The organism is Micromonospora sp. BRA006-A (assembly GCF_033433935.1).
Classification (GTDB): Bacteria; Actinomycetota; Actinomycetes; order Mycobacteriales; family Micromonosporaceae; genus Micromonospora; species Micromonospora aurantiaca.
Genome location: NZ_JANCLW010000001.1, coordinates 4558712 through 4582739, shown reverse-complemented (window position 1 = coordinate 4582739; position 24028 = coordinate 4558712). Strand labels below are relative to the sequence as shown.

General features: G+C 71.8%; 24 protein-coding genes. 19 read left to right on the top strand and 5 right to left on the bottom strand.

What is annotated here, in order from left to right:
* Window positions 1–189 precede the first annotated feature (189 nt).
* From NMK34_RS20695 to NMK34_RS20685, 3 genes are all read left to right on the top strand, one after another.
* Window positions 190–1149, top strand: a complete 960-nt coding sequence (locus NMK34_RS20695; RefSeq protein WP_318334824.1) for a heme o synthase — start codon at window positions 190–192, stop codon at window positions 1147–1149.
* Window positions 1150–1368: 219 nt separating this feature from the next.
* On the top strand, window positions 1369–1701 hold the full coding sequence (locus NMK34_RS20690) for a hypothetical protein (RefSeq protein ID WP_013287454.1): 333 nt from the start codon (window positions 1369–1371) through the stop codon (window positions 1699–1701).
* A 10-nt stretch (window positions 1702–1711) separates the two neighbouring features.
* Complete coding sequence (locus NMK34_RS20685; RefSeq protein WP_318334823.1) at window positions 1712–2629, top strand: hypothetical protein; 918 nt, start codon at window positions 1712–1714, stop codon at window positions 2627–2629.
* A 42-nt stretch (window positions 2630–2671) separates the two neighbouring features.
* Here NMK34_RS20685 and NMK34_RS20680 read toward each other — a convergent pair whose 3' ends face one another.
* Entirely contained in the window at window positions 2672–3265 is a 594-nt protein-coding gene (locus tag NMK34_RS20680) for a TetR/AcrR family transcriptional regulator (protein WP_047892112.1), read from the bottom strand.
* A gap of 62 nt (window positions 3266–3327) precedes the next feature.
* Here NMK34_RS20680 and NMK34_RS20675 point away from each other — a divergent pair, with 62 nt between their 5' ends.
* Window positions 3328–4044, top strand: a complete 717-nt coding sequence (locus NMK34_RS20675; protein WP_047892113.1) for a CPBP family intramembrane glutamic endopeptidase — start codon at window positions 3328–3330, stop codon at window positions 4042–4044.
* Window positions 4045–4069: 25 nt separating this feature from the next.
* On the opposite strand, the gene NMK34_RS20670 is transcribed toward NMK34_RS20675, so the two are convergent.
* Window positions 4070–5737, bottom strand: coding sequence for a right-handed parallel beta-helix repeat-containing protein (locus tag NMK34_RS20670; protein WP_047892114.1), 1668 nt, complete (start codon window positions 5735–5737; stop codon window positions 4070–4072).
* Window positions 5738–5810: 73 nt separating this feature from the next.
* Window positions 5811–6773, bottom strand: a complete 963-nt coding sequence (locus tag NMK34_RS20665; protein WP_318334822.1) for a COX15/CtaA family protein — start codon at window positions 6771–6773, stop codon at window positions 5811–5813.
* Between the two features lie 98 nt (window positions 6774–6871).
* On the opposite strand from NMK34_RS20665, the gene NMK34_RS20660 reads away from it, so the two are divergent.
* The 11 genes from NMK34_RS20660 (at window position 6872) to NMK34_RS20610 (ending at window position 16931) form a co-directional block, all read left to right on the top strand.
* On the top strand, window positions 6872–7648 hold the full coding sequence (locus NMK34_RS20660) for a metalloregulator ArsR/SmtB family transcription factor (RefSeq protein ID WP_318334821.1): 777 nt from the start codon (window positions 6872–6874) through the stop codon (window positions 7646–7648).
* Window positions 7645–9075 carry a Fe-S cluster assembly protein SufB gene (gene sufB, locus NMK34_RS20655; protein WP_013287447.1) on the top strand — a complete coding sequence of 477 codons (1431 nt, stop codon included), beginning with the start codon at window positions 7645–7647 and terminating at the stop codon, window positions 9073–9075. Before NMK34_RS20660 ends, sufB begins: the two co-directional genes overlap by 4 nt.
* 54 nt (window positions 9076–9129) lie before the next feature.
* Window positions 9130–10272, top strand: a complete 1143-nt coding sequence (sufD, locus tag NMK34_RS20650) for a Fe-S cluster assembly protein SufD (protein ID WP_318334820.1) — start codon at window positions 9130–9132, stop codon at window positions 10270–10272.
* Window positions 10272–10616 (top strand): non-heme iron oxygenase ferredoxin subunit, encoded by a 345-nt coding sequence (locus NMK34_RS20645; RefSeq protein ID WP_013475890.1) that lies wholly within the window; start codon window positions 10272–10274, stop codon window positions 10614–10616. Before sufD ends, NMK34_RS20645 begins: the two co-directional genes overlap by 1 nt.
* Complete coding sequence (gene sufC, locus NMK34_RS20640) at window positions 10616–11389, top strand: Fe-S cluster assembly ATPase SufC (protein ID WP_013287444.1); 774 nt, start codon at window positions 10616–10618, stop codon at window positions 11387–11389. The genes NMK34_RS20645 and sufC overlap by 1 nt, the downstream gene beginning before the upstream one ends.
* An 8-nt stretch (window positions 11390–11397) precedes the next feature.
* On the top strand, window positions 11398–12702 hold the full coding sequence (locus NMK34_RS20635) for a cysteine desulfurase (RefSeq protein WP_318334819.1): 1305 nt from the start codon (window positions 11398–11400) through the stop codon (window positions 12700–12702).
* A 42-nt stretch (window positions 12703–12744) separates the two neighbouring features.
* Window positions 12745–13218 (top strand): Fe-S cluster assembly sulfur transfer protein SufU, encoded by a 474-nt coding sequence (sufU, locus tag NMK34_RS20630; protein WP_318334818.1) that lies wholly within the window; start codon window positions 12745–12747, stop codon window positions 13216–13218.
* The gene (locus NMK34_RS20625; protein ID WP_318334817.1) at window positions 13215–13652 is read left to right on the top strand and encodes a metal-sulfur cluster assembly factor; all 438 of its coding nucleotides are present in this window, start codon (window positions 13215–13217) and stop codon (window positions 13650–13652) included. The genes sufU and NMK34_RS20625 overlap by 4 nt, the downstream gene beginning before the upstream one ends.
* Window positions 13653–14076: 424 nt before the next feature.
* Window positions 14077–14748, top strand: coding sequence for a LysE family transporter (locus NMK34_RS20620; RefSeq protein ID WP_318334816.1), 672 nt, complete (start codon window positions 14077–14079; stop codon window positions 14746–14748).
* 170 nt (window positions 14749–14918) lie between these two features.
* Window positions 14919–15557, top strand: coding sequence for an acVLRF1 family peptidyl-tRNA hydrolase (locus NMK34_RS20615; protein ID WP_318334815.1), 639 nt, complete (start codon window positions 14919–14921; stop codon window positions 15555–15557).
* Window positions 15558–15719: 162 nt separating this feature from the next.
* On the top strand, window positions 15720–16931 hold the full coding sequence (locus tag NMK34_RS20610; protein ID WP_318334814.1) for a hypothetical protein: 1212 nt from the start codon (window positions 15720–15722) through the stop codon (window positions 16929–16931).
* 70 nt (window positions 16932–17001) lie between these two features.
* Here NMK34_RS20610 and NMK34_RS20605 read toward each other — a convergent pair whose 3' ends face one another.
* Window positions 17002–17916, bottom strand: a complete 915-nt coding sequence (locus tag NMK34_RS20605) for a neutral zinc metallopeptidase (RefSeq protein ID WP_151015923.1) — start codon at window positions 17914–17916, stop codon at window positions 17002–17004.
* A 247-nt stretch (window positions 17917–18163) separates the two neighbouring features.
* Here NMK34_RS20605 and NMK34_RS20600 point away from each other — a divergent pair, with 247 nt between their 5' ends.
* Window positions 18164–19771, top strand: coding sequence for an ABC-F family ATP-binding cassette domain-containing protein (locus NMK34_RS20600; RefSeq protein ID WP_043329650.1), 1608 nt, complete (start codon window positions 18164–18166; stop codon window positions 19769–19771).
* 128 nt (window positions 19772–19899) lie between these two features.
* Here NMK34_RS20600 and NMK34_RS20595 read toward each other — a convergent pair whose 3' ends face one another.
* Window positions 19900–20502, bottom strand: a complete 603-nt coding sequence (locus NMK34_RS20595) for a cadmium resistance transporter (RefSeq protein ID WP_318334813.1) — start codon at window positions 20500–20502, stop codon at window positions 19900–19902.
* Window positions 20503–20830: 328 nt separating this feature from the next.
* Between NMK34_RS20595 and NMK34_RS20590 the strand changes: the two genes are divergently transcribed.
* The 3 genes from NMK34_RS20590 to NMK34_RS20580 all read left to right on the top strand — a co-directional run bounded on the left by NMK34_RS20590 (window position 20831) and on the right by NMK34_RS20580 (window position 23984).
* Window positions 20831–21058: a helix-turn-helix domain-containing protein gene (locus NMK34_RS20590; protein ID WP_007072022.1), complete on the top strand. Its 228-nt coding sequence runs from the start codon at window positions 20831–20833 to the stop codon at window positions 21056–21058.
* Between the two features lie 43 nt (window positions 21059–21101).
* Window positions 21102–21869, top strand: coding sequence for an enoyl-CoA hydratase/isomerase family protein (locus NMK34_RS20585; protein ID WP_318334812.1), 768 nt, complete (start codon window positions 21102–21104; stop codon window positions 21867–21869).
* Between the two features lie 132 nt (window positions 21870–22001).
* A complete protein-coding gene (locus NMK34_RS20580; protein ID WP_318336387.1) occupies window positions 22002–23984 on the top strand; it encodes an ABC transporter ATP-binding protein in 1983 nt (660 codons plus the stop codon).
* Window positions 23985–24028 lie beyond the last annotated feature (44 nt).

Genomic DNA, 24028 nt, shown 5'->3' with positions numbered 1-24028 from the left:
GGGATCTCAGCATGCTGTTCTGTACGGATCGCGGACGTCCGGTCGTTCAACCCCAGGTGTGACGGCTCGCACCGTTGCCGGGTCCACGGGGCAGCGAAAACGACGCCGCGTAGTGTGTGGGGCGGTGTGTGGACCCGCAGCGGTCCGGGCCGAACGACCTCCCCCGCCGATGCCGGAAGGTGGCAATCCGTGAGCATGATCACCGAGCGCCCCGTCAGCAACCCTGCCGGGCAGTCGCCGGTGGGCGCGGTGGCGGAGGCGCCGGCGAGCGGCCGGCGGGACGTACGCGCCGTGGTGGCGGCGTACGTGACGCTGACCAAGCCGCGGATCGTCGAGCTGCTTCTGGTCACCACCGTGCCGGCGATGATGCTGGCCCACGGCGGGATGCCGTCGCTGTGGCTGGTCGCCGTGGTGCTGGTCGGCGGGTCGCTCGCGGCCGGCGCGGCGAGCGTCATCAACTGCTACATCGACCGCGACATCGACCAGCTGATGCGGCGCACCAAGCGCCGTCCGCTGCCCGCGCACACCGTGTCGCCGCGCAGCGCGCTGGTCTTCGGCCTGGTGCTGGCGGCCGTCTCGGTGGCGTTGATGGCGGCGGCGACGAACTGGCTGGCGACGGTGCTGACGCTCGCCGCGATCGCCTACTACGACCTCGTCTACACGCTGTGGCTGAAGCGGACCACCGCCGCCAACACGTTCTGGGGCGGCATCTGCGGCGCCGCGCCGGTGCTGATCGGCTGGGCCGCTGTCACCGGCACGCTGGCACCGGCCGCTTGGGGCCTGTTCGCTGTCGTCTTCTTCTGGCAGATGCCGCACTTCTACGCGCTGGCCATCAAGTACAAGGCCGACTACGCCCGCGCCGGGGTGCCGATGCTGCCGGTGGTGGCCTCGGTCCGGCGGGTGAACGCGGAGATCATCGGCTTCTCCTGGCTGACGGTGCTCTCCTCGCTGGCGGTGTGGCCGCTCGGGATGAGCCCGATCTACGGCGTCACCGCGCTCGTGGTCGGCGCGATCTTCCTTGTCGAGGCGCACAAGCTGTGCCGGCGCGCGACGCGCGGCGAGGCGGTCAAGCCGATGCGGCTGTTCCACTGGTCCACCACGTACCTCACGATCCTCTTCGCGGCCGTCGCGCTCGACGCGCTGCTCTGACCCGCCCGTCCGGCGGTTCATCAGAAATTTTTTTCGGGCTTCCCCGGACGTGTTCAACCCGGACAGATTGTGACGATCCCGCCCGTCCGCTTCGCCCCGAAATAAGCGACATGTACGGGCGAATTACCTGTGGTTCTTCTTAAACCGATGGGTAATTGGCATCACATTCAGTTCATGGTTCTCGCACATCCGGGTGGAACTCTGCTTAGGCTTCGCGTCATGGCAGATGGTTCCGATACGACGCTGACGGCTGACAAGACCGCCGAGCAGGCCCCCAACGGCCTGGTCGCGGGCATCAAGTCGTTCGCCGCCGGACACGGCGGCGCGAAGGCGGTCATCGAGTACGTCGGCAAGCGCGGCGCACGGATCGTCCTCGTGGGTTCCGACGGGGTATGGGCGGACCAGTTCGCCGACGGCACGGACGTCGCGCGGCAGGCCTGCGCCAAGGCCGGGGTCGACGTCGAGAACGCCTGGGAGCGTGAACTGATGGACCAGATGCGTCCGAGCAACGACCTGTGGCGGTCGATGGCCCGGCGCACGATGGCCCGTTGACATATACCGAATGACCAACCACCACCAGTCGGCCCGGGGGAGACCCCGGGTCGCTTTCGTCACCTGCGCCGAGCTGCCCGACCTCGACCCGGACGACCGGCTCGCGCTCGGCCCGCTCGCCGCCCGCGGCGTCTCCGCCGAGATCGCCGTCTGGGACGACCCCGCAGTCGACTGGTCCGGGTACGACCTGGTCGTGCTCCGCTCCCCGTGGGACTACGCCCTGCGCCGGGACGAGTTCGTGGCCTGGGCGCGTACCGTGCCGGCCCTGGTCAACCCGGCCGACGTGGTCGCCTGGAACACCGACAAGCGCTACCTGTCCGAGCTGTCCGCCGCCGGAGTGCCCACCGTCCCGACCGAGTGGGTCGAGCCGGGGCAGGCGTGGACGCCGCCGTCCGGGGGCGAGTACGTGATCAAGCCGGCGGTCAGCGCGGGCAGCCAGGACACCGGCCGCTACGACCTGACCGACAGGGAGCACCGCGAGCTGGCGCCGGCCCACGTGCGGCGGCTCTCCGACGCCGGGCGGGTCACGATGGTCCAGCCGTACCTCGGCGCGGTGGACACCGCCGGGGAGACCGCGCTGCTGTTCCTGGCCGGGCCCGGCGGCCTGGCGTTCAGCCACGCGATCCGCAAGGGTCCGATGCTGACCGGGCCGGACCTGGGCGAGGCCGCGCTCTACAAGGAGGAGCGGATCGACGCCCGCGTCGCCACGGCGGAGCAGCGCGCGGTGGCCGAGAAGGTGCTGGCGGTGGTGCCCGGCGGCCAGGACCGCCTGCTCTACGCCCGCGTCGACCTGATCCCCGGCCCGGACGGCGAGCCCGTGCTGGTCGAGCTGGAGCTGACCGAGCCGAGTCTGTTCGTCGGGTACGCCGACGGCGCCCCGGACCGGCTCGCCGACGCGGTGCTCACCCACCTGGCCCGCCGCCGCTGACCTTCGGGGCCCGGCCGAGCCGGGTCGCGGATGCCGGCCGGTTCAGGCGACGGCCGCCGTGAGCCGGGCCAGGTGGGCGTCGATCTCCGCGCGTGCGTTCGCGGGATCCAGGCCGGTGGTCAGGATCCGTACCGTGAGGCCGTCCAGCAGCGTCGCCAGCGCGGCGGCCTCGGCCCGCGCGTCCACGTGCCCGGCGATGCCACCCGCGGCCCGGCCGAGCGTGAGCAGCCGCTCCACGTTGGCCCGCATCTGCGCCTCGCTCTCCGCCAGGATCGCCGCGACCTGCTCGTCGACGAGCGCCTCGGCGGTGAGGACCAGCCAGACGCGGGCCTCGAAGGCGCGTTCGGCGTCCAGCGGGACGAGTTGGCGCACCGCCTGCCGGATCACCTCCGGCGTGACCGGGTCGGCGGGGATCGTCCGGGCCCGCGCCACCACGCGTCCGGCCAGGTGGTCCATTGCCGCCCGGACCATCAGTTCCCGAGCCGGCAGGTAGTGCTGCGCGGTCGCCAGCGGCATGCCGGCCTCGGCGGCGACGGCCCGCACCGTCATCCCGGCCGACCCCGCCCGCGCCAGTACGACGCAGGCCGCCGCGCCGAGATGACGTCGCCGCTCCTCGTGGTCCACAACCTTGGGCACGAGGTGATCATAGATGGTCGGTCATTTGACCGATATAGGTCGGCCGCCTAACGTTGCCCGGCATGACCGCACCCCTCACCGACACCGCACGCGACACCCGCCGGTTCAGCTACCTCGACATGGCGCTCGTGCTCGCCGTCGGCGTCGGCCTGGCCAACTCGGCGGTGGCGGACTTCCTGGCCCGGGGACCGGCGCGGCTGGGCATGCCGGAGACGGCGGCGTCCACCATCGCCTGGGCCCTGATCAACGGCACCCAGCTCGCTGTCGGCCTCGCGGTGGTGCGCCACCGCTTCGGCGAGATCGCCCGGCCGCTGCGGCTCGTCCGCCCGGCGGGCCGCCAGGTGGGCGCCGCGGTGGGCTGGGGCCTGGCCAAGGCCGCGCTCACCCTCGTGCTCGTGGTGGCGCTGCCCGCGGCGCTCGTCGAGGGCGGCGGTGGTGAGGGCGGCTACCCCGCCGGAAGCCTGCTCGCGCAGTTCGCCTTCGCGTTCGCCTTCGGCGCCGTCGTCTCCCCGCTCTACGAGGAGATCCTCTACCGGGGTGTCTTCTACCAGGGGCTGGCCGCGCGGCTGCCCGCCGTGGCCGCCGTGGTGCTGTCGGCGGCCTTCTTCGCCGTCGTACACCTGCCCCGGGTCTTCAACACCGTCAGCGCGCTCTTCGCCGGGCTGCTGTTCGCCTGGCTGCTGCACCGCCACCGCAACCTCTGGGTGCCGATCCTCGCCCATGCCGTCAGCAACGGGACGCTCGTCGCGCTGGCGTTCGCCGCCGAGGCGTCCGCCTGACCGCCCGGAGGCGGCGGCAGCGCGCTCAGTCGCGGTCGCTGTGGTTACGTGCCCAGCGACCACCGATCGGCGGCGTGTCCAGCCGCAGCGCGGCCTCGGTGCCGGCCAGGTCGTTGTCCTCGAACGCGCAGGAGACGCAGCTGCCCGCCTCGGTGACCCAGATGCCGTACGCCTGGGTGTCGGCGTCCCGGTGCCAGATCCGGTTGCCGCGCACGGTGGCCGAGTCGAACGGCGCGGCGATCGTGATGCCGCCGCACGCCGGTGGCGAGTCGGGCAGCTCGTACGCCGTGCCGGGCCCCGGTGTGTCCGCGTTCCAGCCGGTGGAACCGTCCGGGCGTACCTCGGCCAGGGAGAGCCCGGTGGCGCTGTTGTCGGACACCACCGCGTCCCGCGAGCCGACCCGGACCACCTTGCCCCGGTGCCCGCCGGCCGGCCAGTCGGCGTTGCCGTCGGCGACCTCGCGCGGGCCGTACCGCACCGCCTCGCCGGAGCCGGAGCAGGCCGGGGCGGAGCGGCGGCCGTTGTCCCGGATCCGATTCCCGACGATCGACGTGTCGAGCATCGGCCGGTCGATCCGGATGCCGTCCAGCGCGTTCTCCCGGATGTCGTTGTCCTGGATCACCACGTCGGCCGCCGCGCCCCGGTAGCCGTGGCCCAGGTCGTGCTCGTGGTAGCCGAAGCCGCCGTTGCGGCTGATCCGGTTGGCCTGCACCGCGTACGGGCCGGGGGTGTTGCCCATGCTGATGCCGTCGCCGACGTTGTAGTCGATCACGCAGCCGGTGACCAGGCCGCCGCGCCCGGCGACCCCGGCGGTGCCGTTGCCCGACACGTCGAAGCCGGCCTCCAGGTTGTTGGTCATGGTGCAGGCGGAGACGATCAGCCCGTCCGCTCCCCAGTCGGAGATGCCGAACCGGTTGGCCTGGCTGTGGCAGCCGACGATCCGGATGCCGCGCGGCGGGGTCCAGTAGTCCTTCTGCAGCTCCAGGAAGATGCCGTTGGTGCCGTTGCCGATGGTGGTGCAGTTGGCGATGGTGAGGCGCTCCACGTCGCCCCAGCCGCCGATGCCGACGCCGATCCCCGCGCCGCCCATCTGGTCGCCGTTGTCCAGCCGGCCGCATCCCACCACGACCACGCCGTCGATCAGGCTGTCCTGGAGGAAGTCACAGCCCAGGCCGGTCGCCCCGGTGTGGTGGATGTAGAGGTTGCGGAACACGCCGCGCACCACGTATTGCAGGCCCAGCCCCTTGGCCAGGTAGTCGTAGGACGTCTGGGCCACGCCGGAGCCGTCGATCTCGAAGTCGGCGAACGAGCAGTCGGCGATGTGCCGGTCCCGGTCCGCGCCGTGCTGCACGGTGGTCCAGAAGGCGAGCGGGACCGGTGCGCTGCGGTTGCCCTCGTTGCTGAGCAGGAAGCGGGTAGCTGCCGGTCCGGCGCCGATCAGCGAGACGCCGCTGCGCCAGACGGTGCCGGCGTCGCGGATCGAGTACAGGCCGGGCGGGCAGTAGATCACCCGGGCCCGGCCGTCGGCGTCGTACCCGGCGCCGAGGCGGTCCACCAGCGCCGCCAGGGCGGGCTGGTCGTTGGTGACCCCGTCGCCGGTGAGGCCGTGCTCGCGGGCGTCGCACCACAGCGGCGCGCCGGCGACCGGGGTCAGCCGTTGCGGGGTGGTGGTGGAGAGGCTCTTGCGCGACACGGGGAGCTCCCCTCGGGCGGCGGTCGGTGGCCCGTGCCGCTTTCCCGCTCCCGCCGCGCGGTAACGCCCGCGCTCAGGCGGCGGCGCCCACCCGTTGCGCGGCGGGAGCGGCCGGTGCCTCCGGGGTGGCCGGCAGCCGCTCCCGGGTGGCCCAGAGCACGCCGAGGGTGGCCAGCAGCACCAGGCAGGAGCCGAGCATGTGCGCGCCGACCAGCACGGCGGGCAGGTGGGTGAAGTACTGGACGAAGCCGATCACGCCCTGCCCCAGCTCGACCGCGATCAGCACCGCGGCGGCCCGGGCCGCCCGCGCCGCGCCGACCGCCCGGAACGCGAAGTACAGCGCCACCGACAGGCCGATCAGCAGGAAGACGCTGTCGGCGTGGACCTGGGAGATCGCCGCCGGGTCCAGGCCGTTGCGGGCCGCGCCGTGGTCGCCGGCGTGCGGTCCGCTGCCGGTCACCCAGGTGCCGATCACCAGCACCGACGCGCTCACCGCCGTGGTGATCCAGGCGAGCGTACGCAGCGGCGCCGGCACGGTCGGGGACACCGGCCCGTCCGGATCCTTGATGCGCCGCCAGAGCGCGTACGCGACCGCGATCACCGCCATCGAGGCGAGGAAGTGCAGCCCGACCACCCACGGGTTGAGGTTGGTGAGCACGGTGATGCCACCGATGATCGCCTGGGCCGGGATGCCGAACAGCACGCCCACGGCCAGCGGCAGCGTCCCGCGGCGGCGGGGGCGGTGCGCCAGGACGGCCAGCACCACGGCGAGCGCGATGATCCCGACCGCGAAGGTGAGCAGCCGGTTGCCGAACTCGATCACCCCGTACACGCCCATCTCGGGCGTGGTGGTGTAGGAGTCCTCGGTGCACCGGGGCCAGGTGGGGCAGCCGAGGCCGGAGGCGGTGAGCCGGACGGCCCCGCCGGTGACCACGATCGCGACGTTCGCGATGATCGAGGCGAGCGCGAGGCGGCGCAGCAGCGTGGCGGAGACCGGAAACCGGACGGATCGCTTCACGAAGCGAATCCTACGCACCGTAGTTGATCCCGATCGGGTGACTCCGGCACCCCGGTGGTCGGAATCACCGGACCCCGGGTTTGCGGGCCCCCAGCGAATTACGTAACGTTGCCGTTGTGAAAAACGCGGCGGCGCTCTCCCGAACGCCGGTGACCGGTCGGGTCGCCGGTGGTTCGCGCGCACGTCGCGGCGTACGGCCCGGCGAGCGGGAGGCCGCTCCGGCCGACCTGTCGACCCGCGACCGGGTCACCCAGCTACTGCTGGAGCGTGGTCCCACCACCGCCGCGCAGCTCGGTTCGGCGCTCGGCCTGAGCCCGGCCGCGATCCGCCGCCACCTCGACGCGATGCTCGCCGACGGTGACGTGATCGCCCGCGAGCAGACCGTCCGCGGCAGCCGCGGACGTGGCCGCCCGGCCAAGGTCTTCGCGCTCACCGAGGCGGGCCGCGGCCGCTGCGGCACCCACCACTACGACAACATGGCCACCGCCGCGCTGCGGTGGATCGCCCGCACCGGCGGCACCGAGGCGGTCGCGGCGTTCGCGGCCGAGCAGGTCTCCGCGCTGGAGGCCCGCTGCCGGGCGGCCATGGAGGACGCCGGAGACGCCCCGCTCGCGCGGGCGGAGGCGCTCGCCGGCGCGCTGACCGCCGAGGGTTACGCTGCCAACGCGTCCACGATCGCCTCCGGCGGCCAGCTCTGCCAGCACCACTGCCCGGTGGCGCACGTGGCCGCCGAGTTCCCTCAGCTGTGCGAGGCCGAGACCGAAGTGATCTCCCGTCTGGTCGGCACTCACGTACAGCGCCTGGCCACCATCGCGCACGGCGACGGCGTGTGCACCACGCACATTCCCGCCCAGTCCGGTTCCACCGTCACCACTGTGAGGACAGATAGATGACCGAGCAGATCGTCCAGCCCCTGACCCAGGAGGAGCAGCTCGCGGCCCTCGGCCGTTACGAGTACGGCTGGGCCGACCCCGACGTCGCCGGGGCGTCCGCCCAGCGCGGCCTCAGCGAGGCGGTGGTGCGGGACATCTCGGCCAAGAAGAACGAGCCGGCCTGGATGCTCGACCTGCGGCTCAAGGGCCTGCGGCTGTTCGGCCGCAAGCCGATGCCGAACTGGGGCGCCGACCTCACCGGGATCGACTTCGACAACATCAAGTACTTCGTGCGGTCCACCGAGAAGCAGGCCACCTCCTGGGAGGACCTGCCCGAGGACATCAAGAACACCTACGACAAGCTCGGCATCCCGGAGGCGGAGAAGCAGCGCCTGGTCGCCGGTGTCGCGGCGCAGTACGAGTCCGAGGTGGTCTACCACCAGATCCGCGAGGACCTGGAGGAGCAGGGCGTCGTCTTCCTGGACACCGACACCGCGCTCAAGGAGCACGAGGACCTGTTCAAAGAGTACTTCGGCACGGTGATCCCGGTCGGCGACAACAAGTTCGCCGCGCTGAACACCTCCGTCTGGTCCGGTGGCTCGTTCATCTACGTGCCGAAGGGCGTGCACGTGGACATCCCGTTGCAGGCCTACTTCCGGATCAACACGGAGAACATGGGCCAGTTCGAGCGGACGCTGATCATCGTCGACGAGGGCGCGTACGTGCACTACGTCGAGGGCTGCACCGCGCCCATCTACTCCTCCGACTCGCTGCACAGCGCCGTCGTGGAGATCATCGTCAAGAAGAACGCCCGGTGCCGTTACACGACCATCCAGAACTGGTCGAACAACGTCTACAACCTGGTCACCAAGCGCGCCGTGTGCCACGAGGGCGCGACCATGGAGTGGGTCGACGGCAACATCGGCTCCAAGGTCACCATGAAGTACCCGGCGGTCTACATGACCGGCGAGCACGCCAAGGGCGAGGTGCTCTCGGTGGCGATGGCCGGCGAGGGCCAGCACCAGGACGCCGGCGCCAAGATGGTGCACGCCGCGCCGCACACCTCCTCGACCATCGTGTCGAAGTCGATCGCCCGGGGCGGCGGCCGCACCTCGTACCGCGGTCTGGTGCAGGTGCTGGAGGGTTCGACCAGCAGCAAGAGCACGGTCAAGTGCGACGCGCTCCTGGTGGATACGATCTCCCGCTCCGACACCTACCCGTACGTCGACATCCGCGAGGACGACGTGTCGATGGGGCACGAGGCGACCGTCTCCAAGGTCAGCGAGGACCAGCTCTTCTACCTGATGAGCCGGGGCCTGAGCGAGGACGAGGCGATGGCGATGATCGTGCGCGGCTTCATCGAGCCGATCGCCAAGGAGCTCCCGATGGAGTACGCGCTGGAGCTCAACCGCCTGATCGAGCTGCAGATGGAAGGCGCCGTCGGCTGACGCCGGCCGCCCTCCGCCTCACCTGACACCTCGTCGCAGAACACCAAGGAAGAGATGACTACCCAGGCTTCCGCGCCGCCCACGACCAAGTCGCAGGCGCTCCGCTCGTACGACGTCGCCGACTTCCCGGCCCTCACCGGCCTGGAGGAGGAGTGGCGCTTCACCCCGCTCAAGCGCCTGCGCGGCCTGACCGGGTCGGCGCAGGGCGCGACCGGCACGGTCCGGCACGAGTACGGTGACCTGCCCGAGGGCGTCACCGTCGACCGGATCGGCCGGGACGACCCCCGGGTGGGCAGCGTGCTCACCCCGTTCGACCGGGTCAGCGCGCTCGCGTACGGCGGGGCCGACGGCGCGCTGCTGGTGCGCGTCGACCGCGACGCGGTGGTGGAGCAGCCGGTGCGCCTGCGGGTGGTCGGCGAGAACGCCGAGGCGCTCGCCTTCGGGCACACGTTCGTCGAGGTGGACCGGTTCGCCGAGGCCACAGTGGTGATCGAGCACGTCGGCTCGGCCACGCTCGCCGACAACGTCGAGGTGACTGTGGGCGACGGGGCGAAGCTGACCCTGGTCACGGTCGCCGACTGGGCCGACGACGCGGTGCAGGCGCAGCACCTCAAGGTGCGGCTGGGCCGCGACGCGCGCATCCTGCACGTGCAGGTCAGCCTCGGCGGCGACCTGGTCCGGCAGTACACGTCGGTGGAGTACACCCAGCGCGGCGGCGAGGCCGAGCTGTACGGCGTCTACTTCGCCGACTCCGGCCAGCACCTGGAGCACCGGCAGCTGGTCGACCACACCGTGCCGGACTGCCGCAGCAACGTCGGCTACCGGGGCGCGCTGCAGGGCGACGACGCGCACACGGTCTGGGTCGGCGACGTGCTGATCCGTGCCGAGGCCACCGGCACCGACACGTACGAGATCAACCGGAACCTGCTGCTCACCGACGGCGCGCGGGCCGACTCCGTACCCAATCTGGAGATCGAGACCGGCGAGATCGCCGGCGCCGGGCACGCCAGCGCGACCGGCCGGTTCGACGACGAGCAGCTGTTCTACCTGATGGCCCGGGGCATCCCGGAGGCCGAGGCGCGGCGCCTGGTGGTGCGCGGCTTCTTCGCCGAGCTGATCAACAAGATCCCGGTCGAGGACCTGCGCGAGCGCCTCGGTGACGCCATCGAGGCCCGGCTGGCGAAGGCCGGCGCCTGATGCTCAAGATCTGCTCCACCGAGGACGTGCCGAAGGGCACCGCGATCAGCGCCGACGTGGACGGCGTGCAGGTCGCGATCGTGCACGGCGAGGACGACGTGTTCTACGCGGTGCACGACGAGTGCTCGCACGCCGCCGTGGCGCTGTCCGAGGGCGAGGTCGAGGGCTGCACGCTGGAATGCTGGCTGCACGGATCCCGTTTCGACCTGCGTACCGGTGAGCCCACCGGGCTGCCCGCGACCGAACCCGTACCCGTCTATCCCGTCGAAGTCCGCGACGGCGACATCTACCTTTCCGTGGACGGCGACGGCCGTCCGCTGCCGAGCAATGGAGTGACCCGCTGATGAGCACCCTGGAGATCCGCGACCTGAAGGTGTCGGTCAAGCTGCCCGAGGGTGAGCTCAAGCCGATCCTGCACGGTGTCGACCTGACCGTGCGCTCCGGCGAGACGCACGCCATCATGGGCCCGAACGGCTCCGGCAAGTCCACGCTGGCGTACTCGATCGCCGGTCACCCGAAGTACGAGATCACCGGCGGCGAGGTGACCCTCGACGGCGAGGACGTGCTGTCCATGTCCGTCGACGAGCGGGCCCGCGCCGGCCTCTTCCTGGCCATGCAGTACCCGGTCGAGGTCCCCGGCGTGTCGGTGGCCAACTTCCTGCGTACCGCCAAGACCGCCATCGACGGCGAGGCGCCGAAGCTGCGCACCTGGGCCGGCGAGCTGCGCGGCGCCATGGAGAAGCTCCAGATGGACCCGGCGTTCGCCCAGCGCAACGTCAACGAGGGCTTCTCCGGCGGCGAGAAGAAGCGGCACGAGATCGTGCAGCTGGAGCTGCTCAAGCCGAAGATGGCGATCCTCGACGAGACCGACTCCGGCCTGGACGTGGACGCGTTGCGCGTGGTCAGCGAGGGCGTGAACCGGGTGCGCGACACCGGTGACACCGGCCTGCTGCTGATCACCCACTACACGCGCATCCTGCGCTACATCAAGCCGGACTTCGTGCACGTCTTCGTGGCCGGCCGGATCGTCGAGCAGGGCGGCCGGGAGCTGGCCGACAAGCTCGAGGAAGAGGGCTACGAGCGGTACGTCGCCGGGGCCGGCGCGGCGCGGGCCTGAGACTCGACATGACCTCGATGGCCATCCCGGCGGGCATGCCGCAGTACGACGACGTGCCCCGCTTCGACGTGGCGAAGGTGCGGGCCGACTTCCCGATCCTCGACCGGGAGGTCAACGGTCACCCGCTGGTCTACCTCGACAGCGCCAACACCTCGCACAAGCCGCGGCAGGTGCTCGACGTGCTCGCCGAGCACTACGCGCTGCACAACGCCAACGTGTCGCGCTCGGTGCACACGCTGGGCACCGAGGCGACCGAGGCGTACGAGGGCGCGCGGGCGAAGATCGCCGCGTTCATCAACGCTCCGAGCGTGGACGAGGTGGTGTTCACCAAGAACTCCACCGAGGCGATCAACCTCGTGGCGTACGCGTTCTCCAACGCCTCGCTGCGCGCGGACGGCGACCCCCGCTTCCGGCTGGGCCCCGGCGACGAGATCGTGATCTCCGAGATGGAGCACCACTCGAACATCGTCCCGTGGCAGCTGCTGGCGGAGCGTACCGGCGCGACGCTGCGCTGGTTCCCGGTCACCGACCAGGGCCGGCTCGACGAGTCCGGCCTGGACGACCTGGTCACCGAGCGGACGAAGATCGTCTCGCTGGTGCACATGTCGAACATCCTCGGCACCGTCAACGCCACCGCGCGGATCACCGCGCGGGTCCGCGAGGCCGGTGCGCTGCTGCTGCTCGACTGCTCGCAGTCGGTGCCGCACCTGCCGATGGACGTGGTCGACTACGACGCCGACTTCATCGTCTTCACCGGGCACAAGATGTGCGGCCCGACCGGCATCGGCGTGCTCTGGGGCCGGGGCGAGCTGCTCGCCGCGATGCCCCCGGTGATGGGTGGCGGCTCGATGATCGAGACGGTGACGATGGCGGGCTCGACGTTCGCCGCGCCGCCGGCCCGGTTCGAGGCGGGCACCCCGCCGATCGCCGAGGCGGTGGCGCTCGGCGCCGCGGTGGACTACCTCACCGCGATCGGCATGCCGGCGATCCAGTGGCACGAGAAGGAGCTGACGGCGTACGCGCTCGACGCCCTCGCCACCGTGCCGGACCTGCGGGTCTTCGGCCCGACGGTGCCGGTGGGCCGGGGCGGGACGATCTCGTTCGCGCTCGGTGACGTGCACCCGCACGACGTCGGGCAGGTGCTCGACTCGCTCGGCGTGCAGGTGCGGGTGGGCCACCACTGCGCCAAGCCGGTGTGCACCCGCTTCGGGGTGCCGGCCATGACGCGGGCGTCGTTCTACCTCTACACCACCACCGCGGAGATCGACGCTCTGGTGGCGGGTCTGGAGCGGGTGCGGAAGGTGTTTGCGTGAGCGGCGACGCAGGAGTCCGCGAGTCGACAGGAGTTCAGCCTGATGCAACTTGATTCTCTTTATCAGGAGATCATCCTGGACCACTACAAGCGCCCGCACGGCCGTGGCCTGCGGGACGCGACGGACCCGGCCGTCCGGGTCGGCGAGGCGCACCACGTCAACCCGACCTGCGGCGACGAGATCACCGTGCGGGTGGCGACCGACGGCAGCGTGTTCACCGACATCTCGTACGACGGGATGGGCTGCTCGATCAGTCAGGCGTCGGCGAGCATCCTGCACGAGCTGCTGCGCGGCAAGGCCGCGAGCGACGCCGCCGTGGTGCACGAGGCGTTCGTGGAGTTGATGTCCGGGCGGGGCCAGGTCACGCCGGACGAGGACGTGCTCGGAGACGGGGTGGCGTTCGCGGGTGTCGCGCGCTACCCGGCCCGGGTGAAGTGCGCGCTGTTGTCGTGGATGGCGTTCAAGGACGCCGCGGCACGCGCCGGGGTGGGCGTGAGCCCGGAGGTGAAGGCATGAGCGAGGAGAGCATGACTCCCGAGGCCGGCGCGGTGGCGACGGACGGCGCGGCCGTCAACGGGGCTGTCGCTGACGGTGCGGCCGCGGGTGCGGCGGCCCCGGCCGGCGGCAAGGCCGCGATCGGTGACATCGAGGAGGCGATGAAGGATGTCGTCGACCCCGAGCTGGGCATCAACGTGGTCGACCTCGGCCTGGTGTACGGCGTCCACGTCGACGACGAGAACGTCGCCACCCTGGACATGACGCTGACCTCGGCGGCCTGCCCGCTGACCGACGTCATCGAGGATCAGGCGCGGCAGGCGCTGACCACCGGGCCGGGCGGTGGCCTGGTCAACGACATCCGGATCAACTGGGTCTGGCTGCCGCCGTGGGGCCCCGACAAGATCACCGACGAGGGGCGCGACCAGCTCCGCTCGCTCGGCTTCAACGTCTGACCGTCCTCCCGGTCACCGCCACGGGCGCGGCACCCCTGCGAAGGGGTGCCGCGCCCGTGGCGTCTGCCGCCCTCGCCGGCGATGCGGCCCTCATGAGGGCCTGTTTCCCTAGCCCGTCTCCCTCATGCCGGGATCAGCCTCCCTCATCGTGGGAAATCGTCCGCCTTGTCGCATGATCGACACCAGTACGACGATGTGGTGTGGTCGGAGCGGCTCTGATGCCGCCACATCGGCGTACTGGTGTCGATCAAGGTGGCTGACCGTCCAGCCCGGGCGCGGGAAAAGCGGTCGCGGGGTGAGGGAGCGGGGCGCAGGATGAGCGGGTGATCGAGGCGTACCCGAAGCAGGCTCCTGTCCGTGCGGCCACCGCCGCGCGTCGACAGCGCACCCTGCCCTCGGCCGCCTCGACCCATCACCCGTCGTCGTGACCGGGGCGTTCCTCGCCGGCCTGATCGCCGGCTACGGCGTCGCCATTCCGGTCGGCGCGATCGCGATCCTCATTCTCGGACTCAGCGCGCGTACCTCGTTCCGGGTCGGTGCGGCTGCGGCGCTCGGCGTGGCCACCGCCGACGGGCTCTACGCTGCCGTGGCGGCGCTCGGCGGGGCCGCGGTGGCGAGCGGGCTCGCGCCGTTCGCGGGTCCGCTGCGGCTGGTCGCCGCAGGGGTGCTGCTGGCCCTCGCCGGCCTCACCGCCCGGCGCGCGCTACGCCCGCCGGCCACGACGCACCCGCCGGGCCCGTCGGCCACCACGCACCAGTCGGGCCCGACGCAGGAGCCGGGCGCGCGGGGTGGCCTGGACACGCCGGTGCGGGCGTTCGGCGCTGTTCTCGCGCTGACCCTGCTCAACCCGGCCACTGTGGTCTACTTCGTGGCGCTCGTCCTCGGCCGAGGTGACGTGCTCGACTCCGGCGCGCCGGCCGCTGCCGCGTTCACCCTCGGCGTGTTCCTCGCCTCGGCGAGCTGGCAGGTGCTGATCGCCGGAGGCGGTTCGCTGATCGGCCGGGCCCTCACCGGTCCCCGCGGGCGGCGGGTCACCGCGCTGCTGTCCAGCGTCATCATCGCCGCTCTCGCTGTCGCCACGGTGCTCGGCGTGTGACCGACGTGGACACGGCAACGTATCGGGCCGAATGCGGACCGGTTCACCGCTGACACGACGACGGCGGGGGCCGGCGGTCGTCCCGCCGGCCCCCGCCGCGTTCGTCGTACGCCGGTCAGTCGTCCTCCCGCGTTGCGTTCCCCGGCCCGTTGATGGCGTACCGTCGGGCCATGAGCAGCCGACCCGCCGCCGGGGGTGGCCGGTGGGTCGAGGTCGACCCCGGCCGCGTCGCCCGCTGGGTCGAGGGCTTCACCGGCCGGCACGGCCCGTCGGTGACGACCGTCCAGGAGTACGGGCTCCTGCTCACCGCCCCGGACGGTGCCACCGCCGAGCTGCACAGCCCACCCGGGGCGAGCGCGTCGGCGGACGTACCCGGATTCGTCGCCTCGGCCACGGCGGCCCGCCGGCTCGGCCTGCTGCTGGCCCGCAAGGGCGCTGTCGCGGTCGGCGTCGCCGACGGCACCGACCTGGTGGTCTCCAAGGTGGACACCCGGTACGTGCAGGGGCGTACCGCGGCGGGCGGCTGGTCCCAGCAGCGGTTCGCCAGGCGGCGCGACAACCAGGCGAAGGCAGCCCTGGGCGACGCGGCCGAGCTGGCCGTACGTCTGCTGTTGCCGGAGGCGGGCACGCTGGCGGCGCTGGTGTGCGGCGGCGACCGGCGCGCGGTGGACACGGTCCTGGCCGACCGGCGGCTGGCCCCGCTCGCGGCGCTGCGCGCGCCGCGCCTGCTCGACGTGCCGGAACCCCGGCACGCGGTGCTGGTGGCCGCAGTCGCCGCCGCCCGGGCGGTCCACATCCTGGTCCGCTGAACAGGAAAGATCACCTCAAGACGACTCAATCCCGCTTCTCGAAGGTGCATCGAATCGACTCGATGCCTATCGTCGGTGTCACGAAGCCGGGTCTCCGGGCGACCCGCAGGGCAGCTTCGCCTCCGCCATCACGTGCCGACATCGTTGGGAGAGAACACCTTCATGAGCGGATATCAGGACGGCCGGCTGCGGGCCCGGTGGCGCCGTGCGACGAGGCTCCTCGTCGCGGCGGCGGCGATGAGCGTCGGAAGCCTCGTGCTCACCGCCGCGCTGACGGCCGGTACGGCGAACGCGAGCCCGATGCAGCGCGCCGCGCTCGCCGCGCCCACAGTCACCAGCGTCACCGCGGGCGGCGCGCACACGTGCGCGATCAGCACCGACGGGGGACTGTGGTGCTGGGGCTCGAACTACGGCGGCCAGCTCGGCGACGGGACCACCACGAACCGCGGCGCCCCGGCCCGGGTCGGCACCGCCACCTGGACGAACGCCGACGCCGGCACCGGGCACACCTGCGCGGTCCGCACCGACGGGACGCTGTGGTGCTGGGGCTCGAACTTCCGGGGCCAGCTCGGCGACGGGAGCACCACCAGCCGCAGCACCCCGGTGCAGGTCGGCACCGCGACCACCTGGGCCCGGGTCGACGCCGGCCCCCAGCACACCTGCGCGATCCGCACCGACGGCACGCTCTGGTGCTGGGGCTTCAACCGGACCACCCAGCTGGGCGTCGGCGCCTCGCCGTACGTCGCGAACACCCCGTTGCAGGTCGGCACGGCCACCGACTGGGTGAGCGTCTCGACCGGCTACGGGCACACCTGCGGTATCCGGACCGGCGGCACGCTCTGGTGCTGGGGGTCCAGCTCGGACGGCCAGCTCGGGCTGGGCAACCTGGCGCCCCAGACCACGCCCGCGCAGGTCGGCACCGCGACCGGGTGGACCGGCGTCGCGGCCGGCTACGTGCACACCTGCGGAGTCCGCTCCGGCGCGCTGTGGTGCTGGGGGGAGAACGGGTACGGGCAGCTCGGCGTGAGCGGCACCTACCGGACCGCGCCGGTGCAGATCGGCACCGTCACCACGTGGAGCCGGATCGCCGCCAGCAGCGACACGTCCTGCGCGTCGCGTACCGACGGCACCCTGTGGTGCTGGGGCAAGAACTCGGCCGGCCAGGTGGGCGACGGCAGCACCACCCACCGGTCCGCGCCCGCCCAGGCCGGTACGGCCACCACCTGGACCGGCGGCCTCGCGGTCACCGACCACGGCTGCGGCATCCGTACCGACGGCGGCCTGTGGTGCTGGGGTGACAACAGCGGTGGTCAGCTGGGCGACGGCACCACAGTCAACCGGTCCACGCCGGGCCAGGTGACCCTGCCGGCCTGACCGTCCCCGGAAACGACATCGGCCCGCACCGCCGACCAGGTCGGCGGTGCGGGCCGATGCACGGAGCGGATCAGGCCCCGGAACCGAAGGTGTCGCAGGACTTCGGGTCACCGGTGGTGAAGCCCTTGGTGAACCACTGCTTGCGCTGCTCCGAGCTGCCGTGGGTGAACTCGTCCGGGTTCACCGGCCGGCCGGACCGCTGCTGGATCGCGTCGTCGCCGATCTTCTCGGCGGTGTCGATGGCCTGCGAGATGTCCTGCTCGGTGATGCTGGTGAAGATCTTCTGGCCCTTGTCGTCGGCCGTGCCGGTGGCGTTCTTCGCCCACGCCCCGGCGTAGCAGTCGGCCTGCAGCTCCAGCTTCACTGAGAGCGCGTTCGCGCTCTGCGGGTCGCGCTGCTGCTGGCGGCGCATCTGCGCCTCGGTGCCGAGCAGGTCCTGCACGTGGTGGCCGTACTCGTGGGCCAGCACGTACGGCTGGGCGAACTCGCCCTCGGCGCCGAGCTGGTCGGCGAGAAGCTTGTAGAAGCTGAGGTCGATGTAGACCAGGTCGTCGGCCGGGCAGTAGAACGGGCCCACGCCCGAGTCGGCGGCGCCGCAGGCGGTGCTCACGTTCTGGCTGAAGAACACCGTCTTCGACGGCCGGTACTGCTCGCCGAACGCCTCCGGCATGGCGGTACGCCAGTACGCCTGGATCGAGTTGACGTAGAGCGCGTTGCGGCAGTCGAGCTGCTTCAGCGCGTCCTGCGCCGAGCACTTCTGCTCCAGCGAGGTGTTGTCGCCCTGCTCGTCGCCGCCGCCGTTCGTGGCGGCGTTGAGGCCGAACCCGCCGCCCACCAGGGCGACCAGTACGGCGATGATGATGCCCACGATCCCGCCCCGGCCGCCGCCGATCGGGATCGGAATGCCCATCCCGCCGCCTCCGCCGGACCCTCGCCGGTCGTCCACCTGGCTGGTGTCGACCCGCGCGTTCTCGTTCAGCTCCATGTTGACCCCGATCACCGATGTGTCCGTATGTGATGGTTGCGGTACCGGACCGGGTCCGGACGGCGGTCTCCGTACCCGATGATCTTGCACGGTAATCCGGCGGAGAAGGCCCGCGGGGCCCGGTACACTTGCCCCCGTGCTGCGCTGCGAAGGCTGAACGGCCCCGCGCCGACGGGAAATCACCACCCGCCGGCGCTTTCGCGTGCCCTGAGTCAGCCCTTCCGGACCCGAGAGCGAGTACTCCGAGATGATCACTGCCACCGGCCTGGAACTGCGTGCCGGTTCCCGGATCCTGCTGTCCGACACCACCCTGCGGGTGCAGCCGGGCGACCGGATCGGCCTGGTCGGCCGCAACGGCGCCGGCAAGACCACCACGCTCAAGGTGCTCGCCGGGGAGGGGCAGCCGTACGGCGGCCAGATCGATCGGCGCAGCGCCATCGGCTACCTGCCGCAGGACCCGCGTACCGGTGACCTGGACGTCACCGGCCGGGACCGGGTGCTCTCCGCCCGCGGGCTGGACGTGCTCATGGCGCAGATGAAGGAGTTGGAGAACAAGCTCGCCGAGGGCGCCGACGACGAGCGGCTGGTCCGCCGCTACGGCGCGCTGGAGGACCAGTTCGCCTCGCTCGGCGGCTACGCGGCCGAGGCCGAGGCGGCCCGGATCTGCGCCAACCTCGGCCTGCCCGACCGGGCCCTGGCGCAGACCATCGGCACGCTCTCCGGCGGTCAGCGCCGCCGCATCGAGCTGGCCCGGATCCTGTTCCGCGACGCCGGCGAGAACGGCGGCGGCATCCTGCTGCTCGACGAGCCCACGAACCACCTCGACGCCGACTCGATCACCTGGCTGCGCGGCTTCCTCGCCAATCACAAGGGCGGCCTGATCGTGATCTCCCACGACGCCTCGCTGCTGGAGGCGGTGGTCAACAAGGTCTGGTTCCTGGACGCCACCCGGTCCGTGGTCGACACGTACAACCTGGGCTGGAAGGCGTACCTGGAGGCGCGCGAGACCGACGAGCGGCGCCGCCGCCGGGAGCGGGCGAACGCCGAGAAGAAGGCCGGCGCGCTGATGGCGCAGGCGGACAAGATGCGGGCCAAGGCCACCAAGACCGTCGCCGCGCAGAACATGGCCCGCCGCGCCGAGCGCCTGCTCTCCGGCCTCGACGAGGTCCGTGTCGCGGACAAGGTCGCGAAGGTACGGTTCCCGAGCCCCGCGCCGTGCGGCAAGACGCCGCTGACCGCGACCGGCCTGTCCAAGTCGTACGGGTCGCTGGAGATCTTCACCGACGTGAACGTGGCGGTGGACCGGGGTTCCCGGGTGGCCATCCTGGGCCTCAACGGTGCCGGCAAGACCACGCTGCTGCGGATGCTCGGCGGGCTGCTGGAGCCGGACACCGGCGAGGTGCGCCCCGGGCACGGGCTGCGGCTCGGCTACTACGCGCAGGAGCACGAGACGCTCGACGTGGACCGGACGATCCTGGAGCACATGCGCAGCGCCGCGTCCGACCAGACCGACACCGACCTGCGCAAGATCCTCGGCGCGTTCCTTTTCTCCGGCGAGGACGTGGACAAGCCGGCCGGTGTGCTCTCCGGCGGCGAGAAGACCCGGCTGGCGCTGGCCACGCTGGTCTGCTCCGGCGCCAACGTGCTGCTGCTGGACGAGCCGACGAACAACCTCGACCCGGTCAGCCGCGAGCAGGTGCTCGACGCGATCGCCCGCTACCCGGGAGCGATCGTGCTGGTCACGCACGACCCGGGCGCGGTCACCGCGCTCAAGCCGGACCGCGCCATCCTGCTGCCCGACGGCGACGAGGACGCCTGGTCCGACGACCTGCTGGAGCTGGTGGAGCTCGCCTGAACCCGGCCCTCGCCCTTCGCCCGCGCCTTCCCCCGCGCCATCCCCGTTGATCATGAAGTTGACGGCACTTCTGGAGATCCAGATCGCCGCCAACTTCATGATCGACGGGGTGGGTCGGGGCGGGTCGGTCAGGTCCGGAGGGTGGCCAGGTGGGGGAGGACGCCGGAGGTGAGCAGGATGGTCGCGCCGATGACTATGAAGATCATCGGCACCAGCCAGTGGCCGGCGCGGCCGACCAGGGCCACCACCCGGGGGTGCCCGGCGAGCGCGGCGGCGACCGCGCACCACACGGCCACCAGTAGCGCGAACGCCAGTAGCCAGACCAGGCCGGTGGCCGGGTCGAGGGAGCGGAACACCGGCACGTAGACGGCGATGTTGTCGGCTCCGTTCGCCACGGTCACCCCGGCGACGCCGAGCAGGCTGCCGACCACCGCCGGCGGCTCGTCGTCGTCGCCACGAGACATCAGCGCGCGTATGCCGAGCGCGATCGGCAGCAGGCCGAGCAGGCCGGGCCACGGGTCCGGCACCACGAGCAGCCCGGCGGCGGCCAGCACCGCGACCGCGACGAGCGCGCCGATGCCCGCGTACTGCCCGGCGACGATCTGCCAGGGCCGGGGGCGTCCGGTGTGCCGGAGGGTCACGAACAGCACCATGAGCACGACGATGTCGTCGAGATTGGTGGCGGCGAAGACACCGGCGGCACCCGCCGCGGCCGTGATCACGTCAAACACCCCGCGCACGATACGGCCCGCCGCACCGGCCATCGCATGATCCACACCAGTTCGCCGAAGTGGAGGTGTCCGGAGCACGGTGATGCAGCCACTTCGGAGAAGTGGTGTCGATCATGCGGGAGGATGCCGCCACTTCGCCGAAGTGGGGCGGGCAGGCTCGCCGGCGGGCGGTACGGATCAGCCGGCCGGAAGGATCACTCTATCGGGAAGCTGACATTGCGTAGCGTGTCGGTTGGCGAATAGTTGATATCTGGCGCATGATCGTCCGAGGCGGTCTAATAGGTGGGACCGTATCCGAACCGCACAGTCTGGGACGTGAGGAATCAGCATGGCAGCCACCGGCACAGCCACCAGCACTGAGAAGGGTCGCCGGATCGTCGGGGCCGAGCGTCAGACGCTCGCCAAAGACCTGGTAAAGCGGTACACCGGCGGAGAGAGCATCCGTGCTCTGGCGGCCTCGACCGGCCGTTCCTACGGGTTCATCCACCGGGTGCTCACCGAGTCCGGGGTGCAGCTGCGGCAGCGCGGCGGCGCCCGGCGCCGGAAGAAGGCGTGACCCGCCCCCCAGCGTCGTCCATCAGCGCGTTCCGGGGCGTCCGGTGACCGCCGAGACGACCGGAGTGCGCTTCGACTGCGACGGGCCGGTAGCGACGGTGACGTTGTGCCGGCCCGACGTACTCAACGCCCAGACCCCGGCGATGTGGCGCGCCATGAGCGACTTCTCCCGGGATCTGCCCGGCGACGTGCGCGTCGTCGTCGTACGCGGAGAGGGGCGCGCCTTCTCCGCGGGCCTGGATCTGGCGGTCGCCGGTGCGACCGGGCCGGGCTCCTTCGCCGAGCTGGCCGCGATGCCGGAGGCGGAGTGCGCCGACCGGATCGCCGAGTACCAGGGCGGGTTCACCTGGCTGCACCGGCCGGACGTGGTGTCCATCGCCGCCGTGCAGGGCCACGCCATCGGCGCCGGCTTCCAGCTCGCGCTGGCCTGCGACATGCGGGTGCTCGCCGCCGACGCGAAGCTCTCGATGGCCGAGGTGACCCTCGGCCTGGTTCCCGACCTGGCCGGTACGCGCCGCCTGGTCGAGCTGGTCGGCTACTCCCGGGCGCTGGAGATCTGCGCCACCGGCCGGCGGATGGACGCCGCCGAGGCGGACCGGATCGGCCTGGCCACGCTCGTGGTGCCGAACGACGAGCTGGACGGCGCCGTGCGTGATCTCTCCGCCGGGCTGCTCGCCAACAACCGGGACGCGATCATCGAGATCAAGGTGCTGCTCGCGGGCGCGGCCGACCGTTCGCACGCCGAGCAGCAGCGCGCCGAGCGGGAGGCGCAGACCCGGCGGATCCGGGACCTGGCCGGGCGGGGCGAATAGCCGGTACGGCGATTTCGTAAGGACCGTTCGGGAAGATCTGGGTTACTCGCGAGGTTGTCACAGGCGTCGGGAGAATGGACTCCGACGGTTCATGCTGCCCCGACGACCCGGAGGTGACGAGTGTCCCACCCGATGGCCGGCGGCGGCATGGGCGGCTGGAGCATGCTCCGGTCGCTGCGTAACCGCGACGAGGTCTCCGCCCACGAGCTCAAGCGCGGCACCGCCCGGCGGATCGTCGCGTTCGCCCAGCCCTACCGGCGCGACATCGTCGTCTTCCTGATCACCGTGATCATCGCCGCGGTGATCGGCGTGGCCACGCCGCTGCTCGCCGGCGACGTCATCGACGCGATCGCCGGCGGCGGCGCGGACGCCCGCTCGACGGTGGTCCGGCTCGCCCTGATCATCGCCGCGCTCGCCGTGGCCGACGCGCTGTTCTCCCTGGTCCAGCGGTGGTATTCGGCCCGCATCGGCGAGGGCATCATCCTCGACCTGCGCACGAGGGTGTACGACCACGTCCAGCGGATGCCGCTGCAGTTCTTCACCCGTACCCAGACCGGCGCCCTGGTCAGCCGGCTCAACAACGACGTGCTCGGCGCCCAGCGGGCGTTCACCTCGACGCTGTCCGGCGTGGTCAGCAACGTCATCCAGCTCGTGCTCACCGCCGGGGCGATGCTCGTGCTGTCCTGGCAGATCACCGTGCTGGCGCTGGTGCTGCTGCCGATCTTCATCATCCCGGCCCGCCGGGTCGGCCGGCGCCTGGCCGAGATCACCCGCGAGTCGTACAACCTCGACGCCAAGATGAACGCCACGATGACCGAGCGCTTCGGCGTGGCGGGCGCGCTCCTGGTCAAGCTGTTCGGCGCGCCGGAGGTGGAGGCCGATCGGTTCGCCCGCCGGGCCGAGCGGGTACGCGACATCGGCATCCAGTCCGCGATGTACTCGCGGACGTTCTTCGTCGCGATGCTGCTCGTCGCGTCGCTGGCCCAGGCGCTGACGTACGGCGTCGGCGGCTGGCTGGCGGTCACCGGTGCGGTCAGCGCCGGCACCGTCGTCAAGCTGGCGCTGCTTCTGACCCGCCTCTACGGCCCGCTGACCGCGCTGTCCAACGTCCGGGTCGACGTGATGAGCGCGCTCGTCTCCTTCGACCGGGTCTTCGAGGTGCTCGACCTGCGCCCGTCCATCGCCGAGAAGCCCGACGCGGTGCCGGTGCCGCGTGGCAACGGCCGGGTCGAGTTCCGCGACGTGCGCTTCCGCTACCCGAGCGCCGCCGAGGTGTCGCTGGCGTCCCTGGAGGAGGTCTCGACCCTCGACCGCACGGTGAACGAGCCGGTGCTGCGGGGCGTGTCGTTCGCCGTCGAGCCGGGTCAGATGGTGGCCCTGGTCGGCCCCTCCGGCGCCGGCAAGTCGACGCTGTCCATGCTGATCTCCCGGATCTACGACGTCAGCGACGGCCAGGTGCTGGTCGGCGGCGTCGACGTACGGGACGCGACGCTCGCCTCCCTGCGCGACGAGATCGGCGTGGTCACCCAGGACTCGCACCTGTTCCACGAGACGATCCGGGAGAACCTGCGCTACGCCAAGCCCGACGCCACCGACGACGAGATCTGGGCGGCGCTGGCCGGCGCGCAGGTTGCTGACCTGGTCCGGGCACTGCCGGACGGGCTCGACACGACTGTGGGCGAGCGCGGCTACCGCTTCTCCGGCGGCGAGAAGCAGCGCATCGCCATCGCGCGGCTGCTGCTCAAGGCCCCGTCGATCGTGATCCTCGACGAGGCCACCGCCCACCTGGACTCGGAGAGCGAGGCGGCGGTGCAGCGGGCGTTGTCGGTGGCGCTGACCGGGCGTACCGCGCTGGTCATCGCGCACCGGCTCTCCACAGTGCGCGACGCCGACCAGATCCTCGTGCTCGACGAGGGCCGGATCGTGGAGCGCGGCCGGCACGACGAGCTGGTGGCGGTCGGCGGCCTGTACGCCGAGCTGTACCGCACCCAGTTCGCGGTCACCGATTCGCCCGCGCCCCACGCCGAGGCCGACCAGCCCGAGCCCGTGGTGACCACGGTGCCGATGGGCACCTACGTCGCCCACGAGGCCATGCCCCCGGCCGCCGCCAACTAGCGGCCCGGCCGGCCGGGCCACCGACGGCCCGCCGGCACCGGACG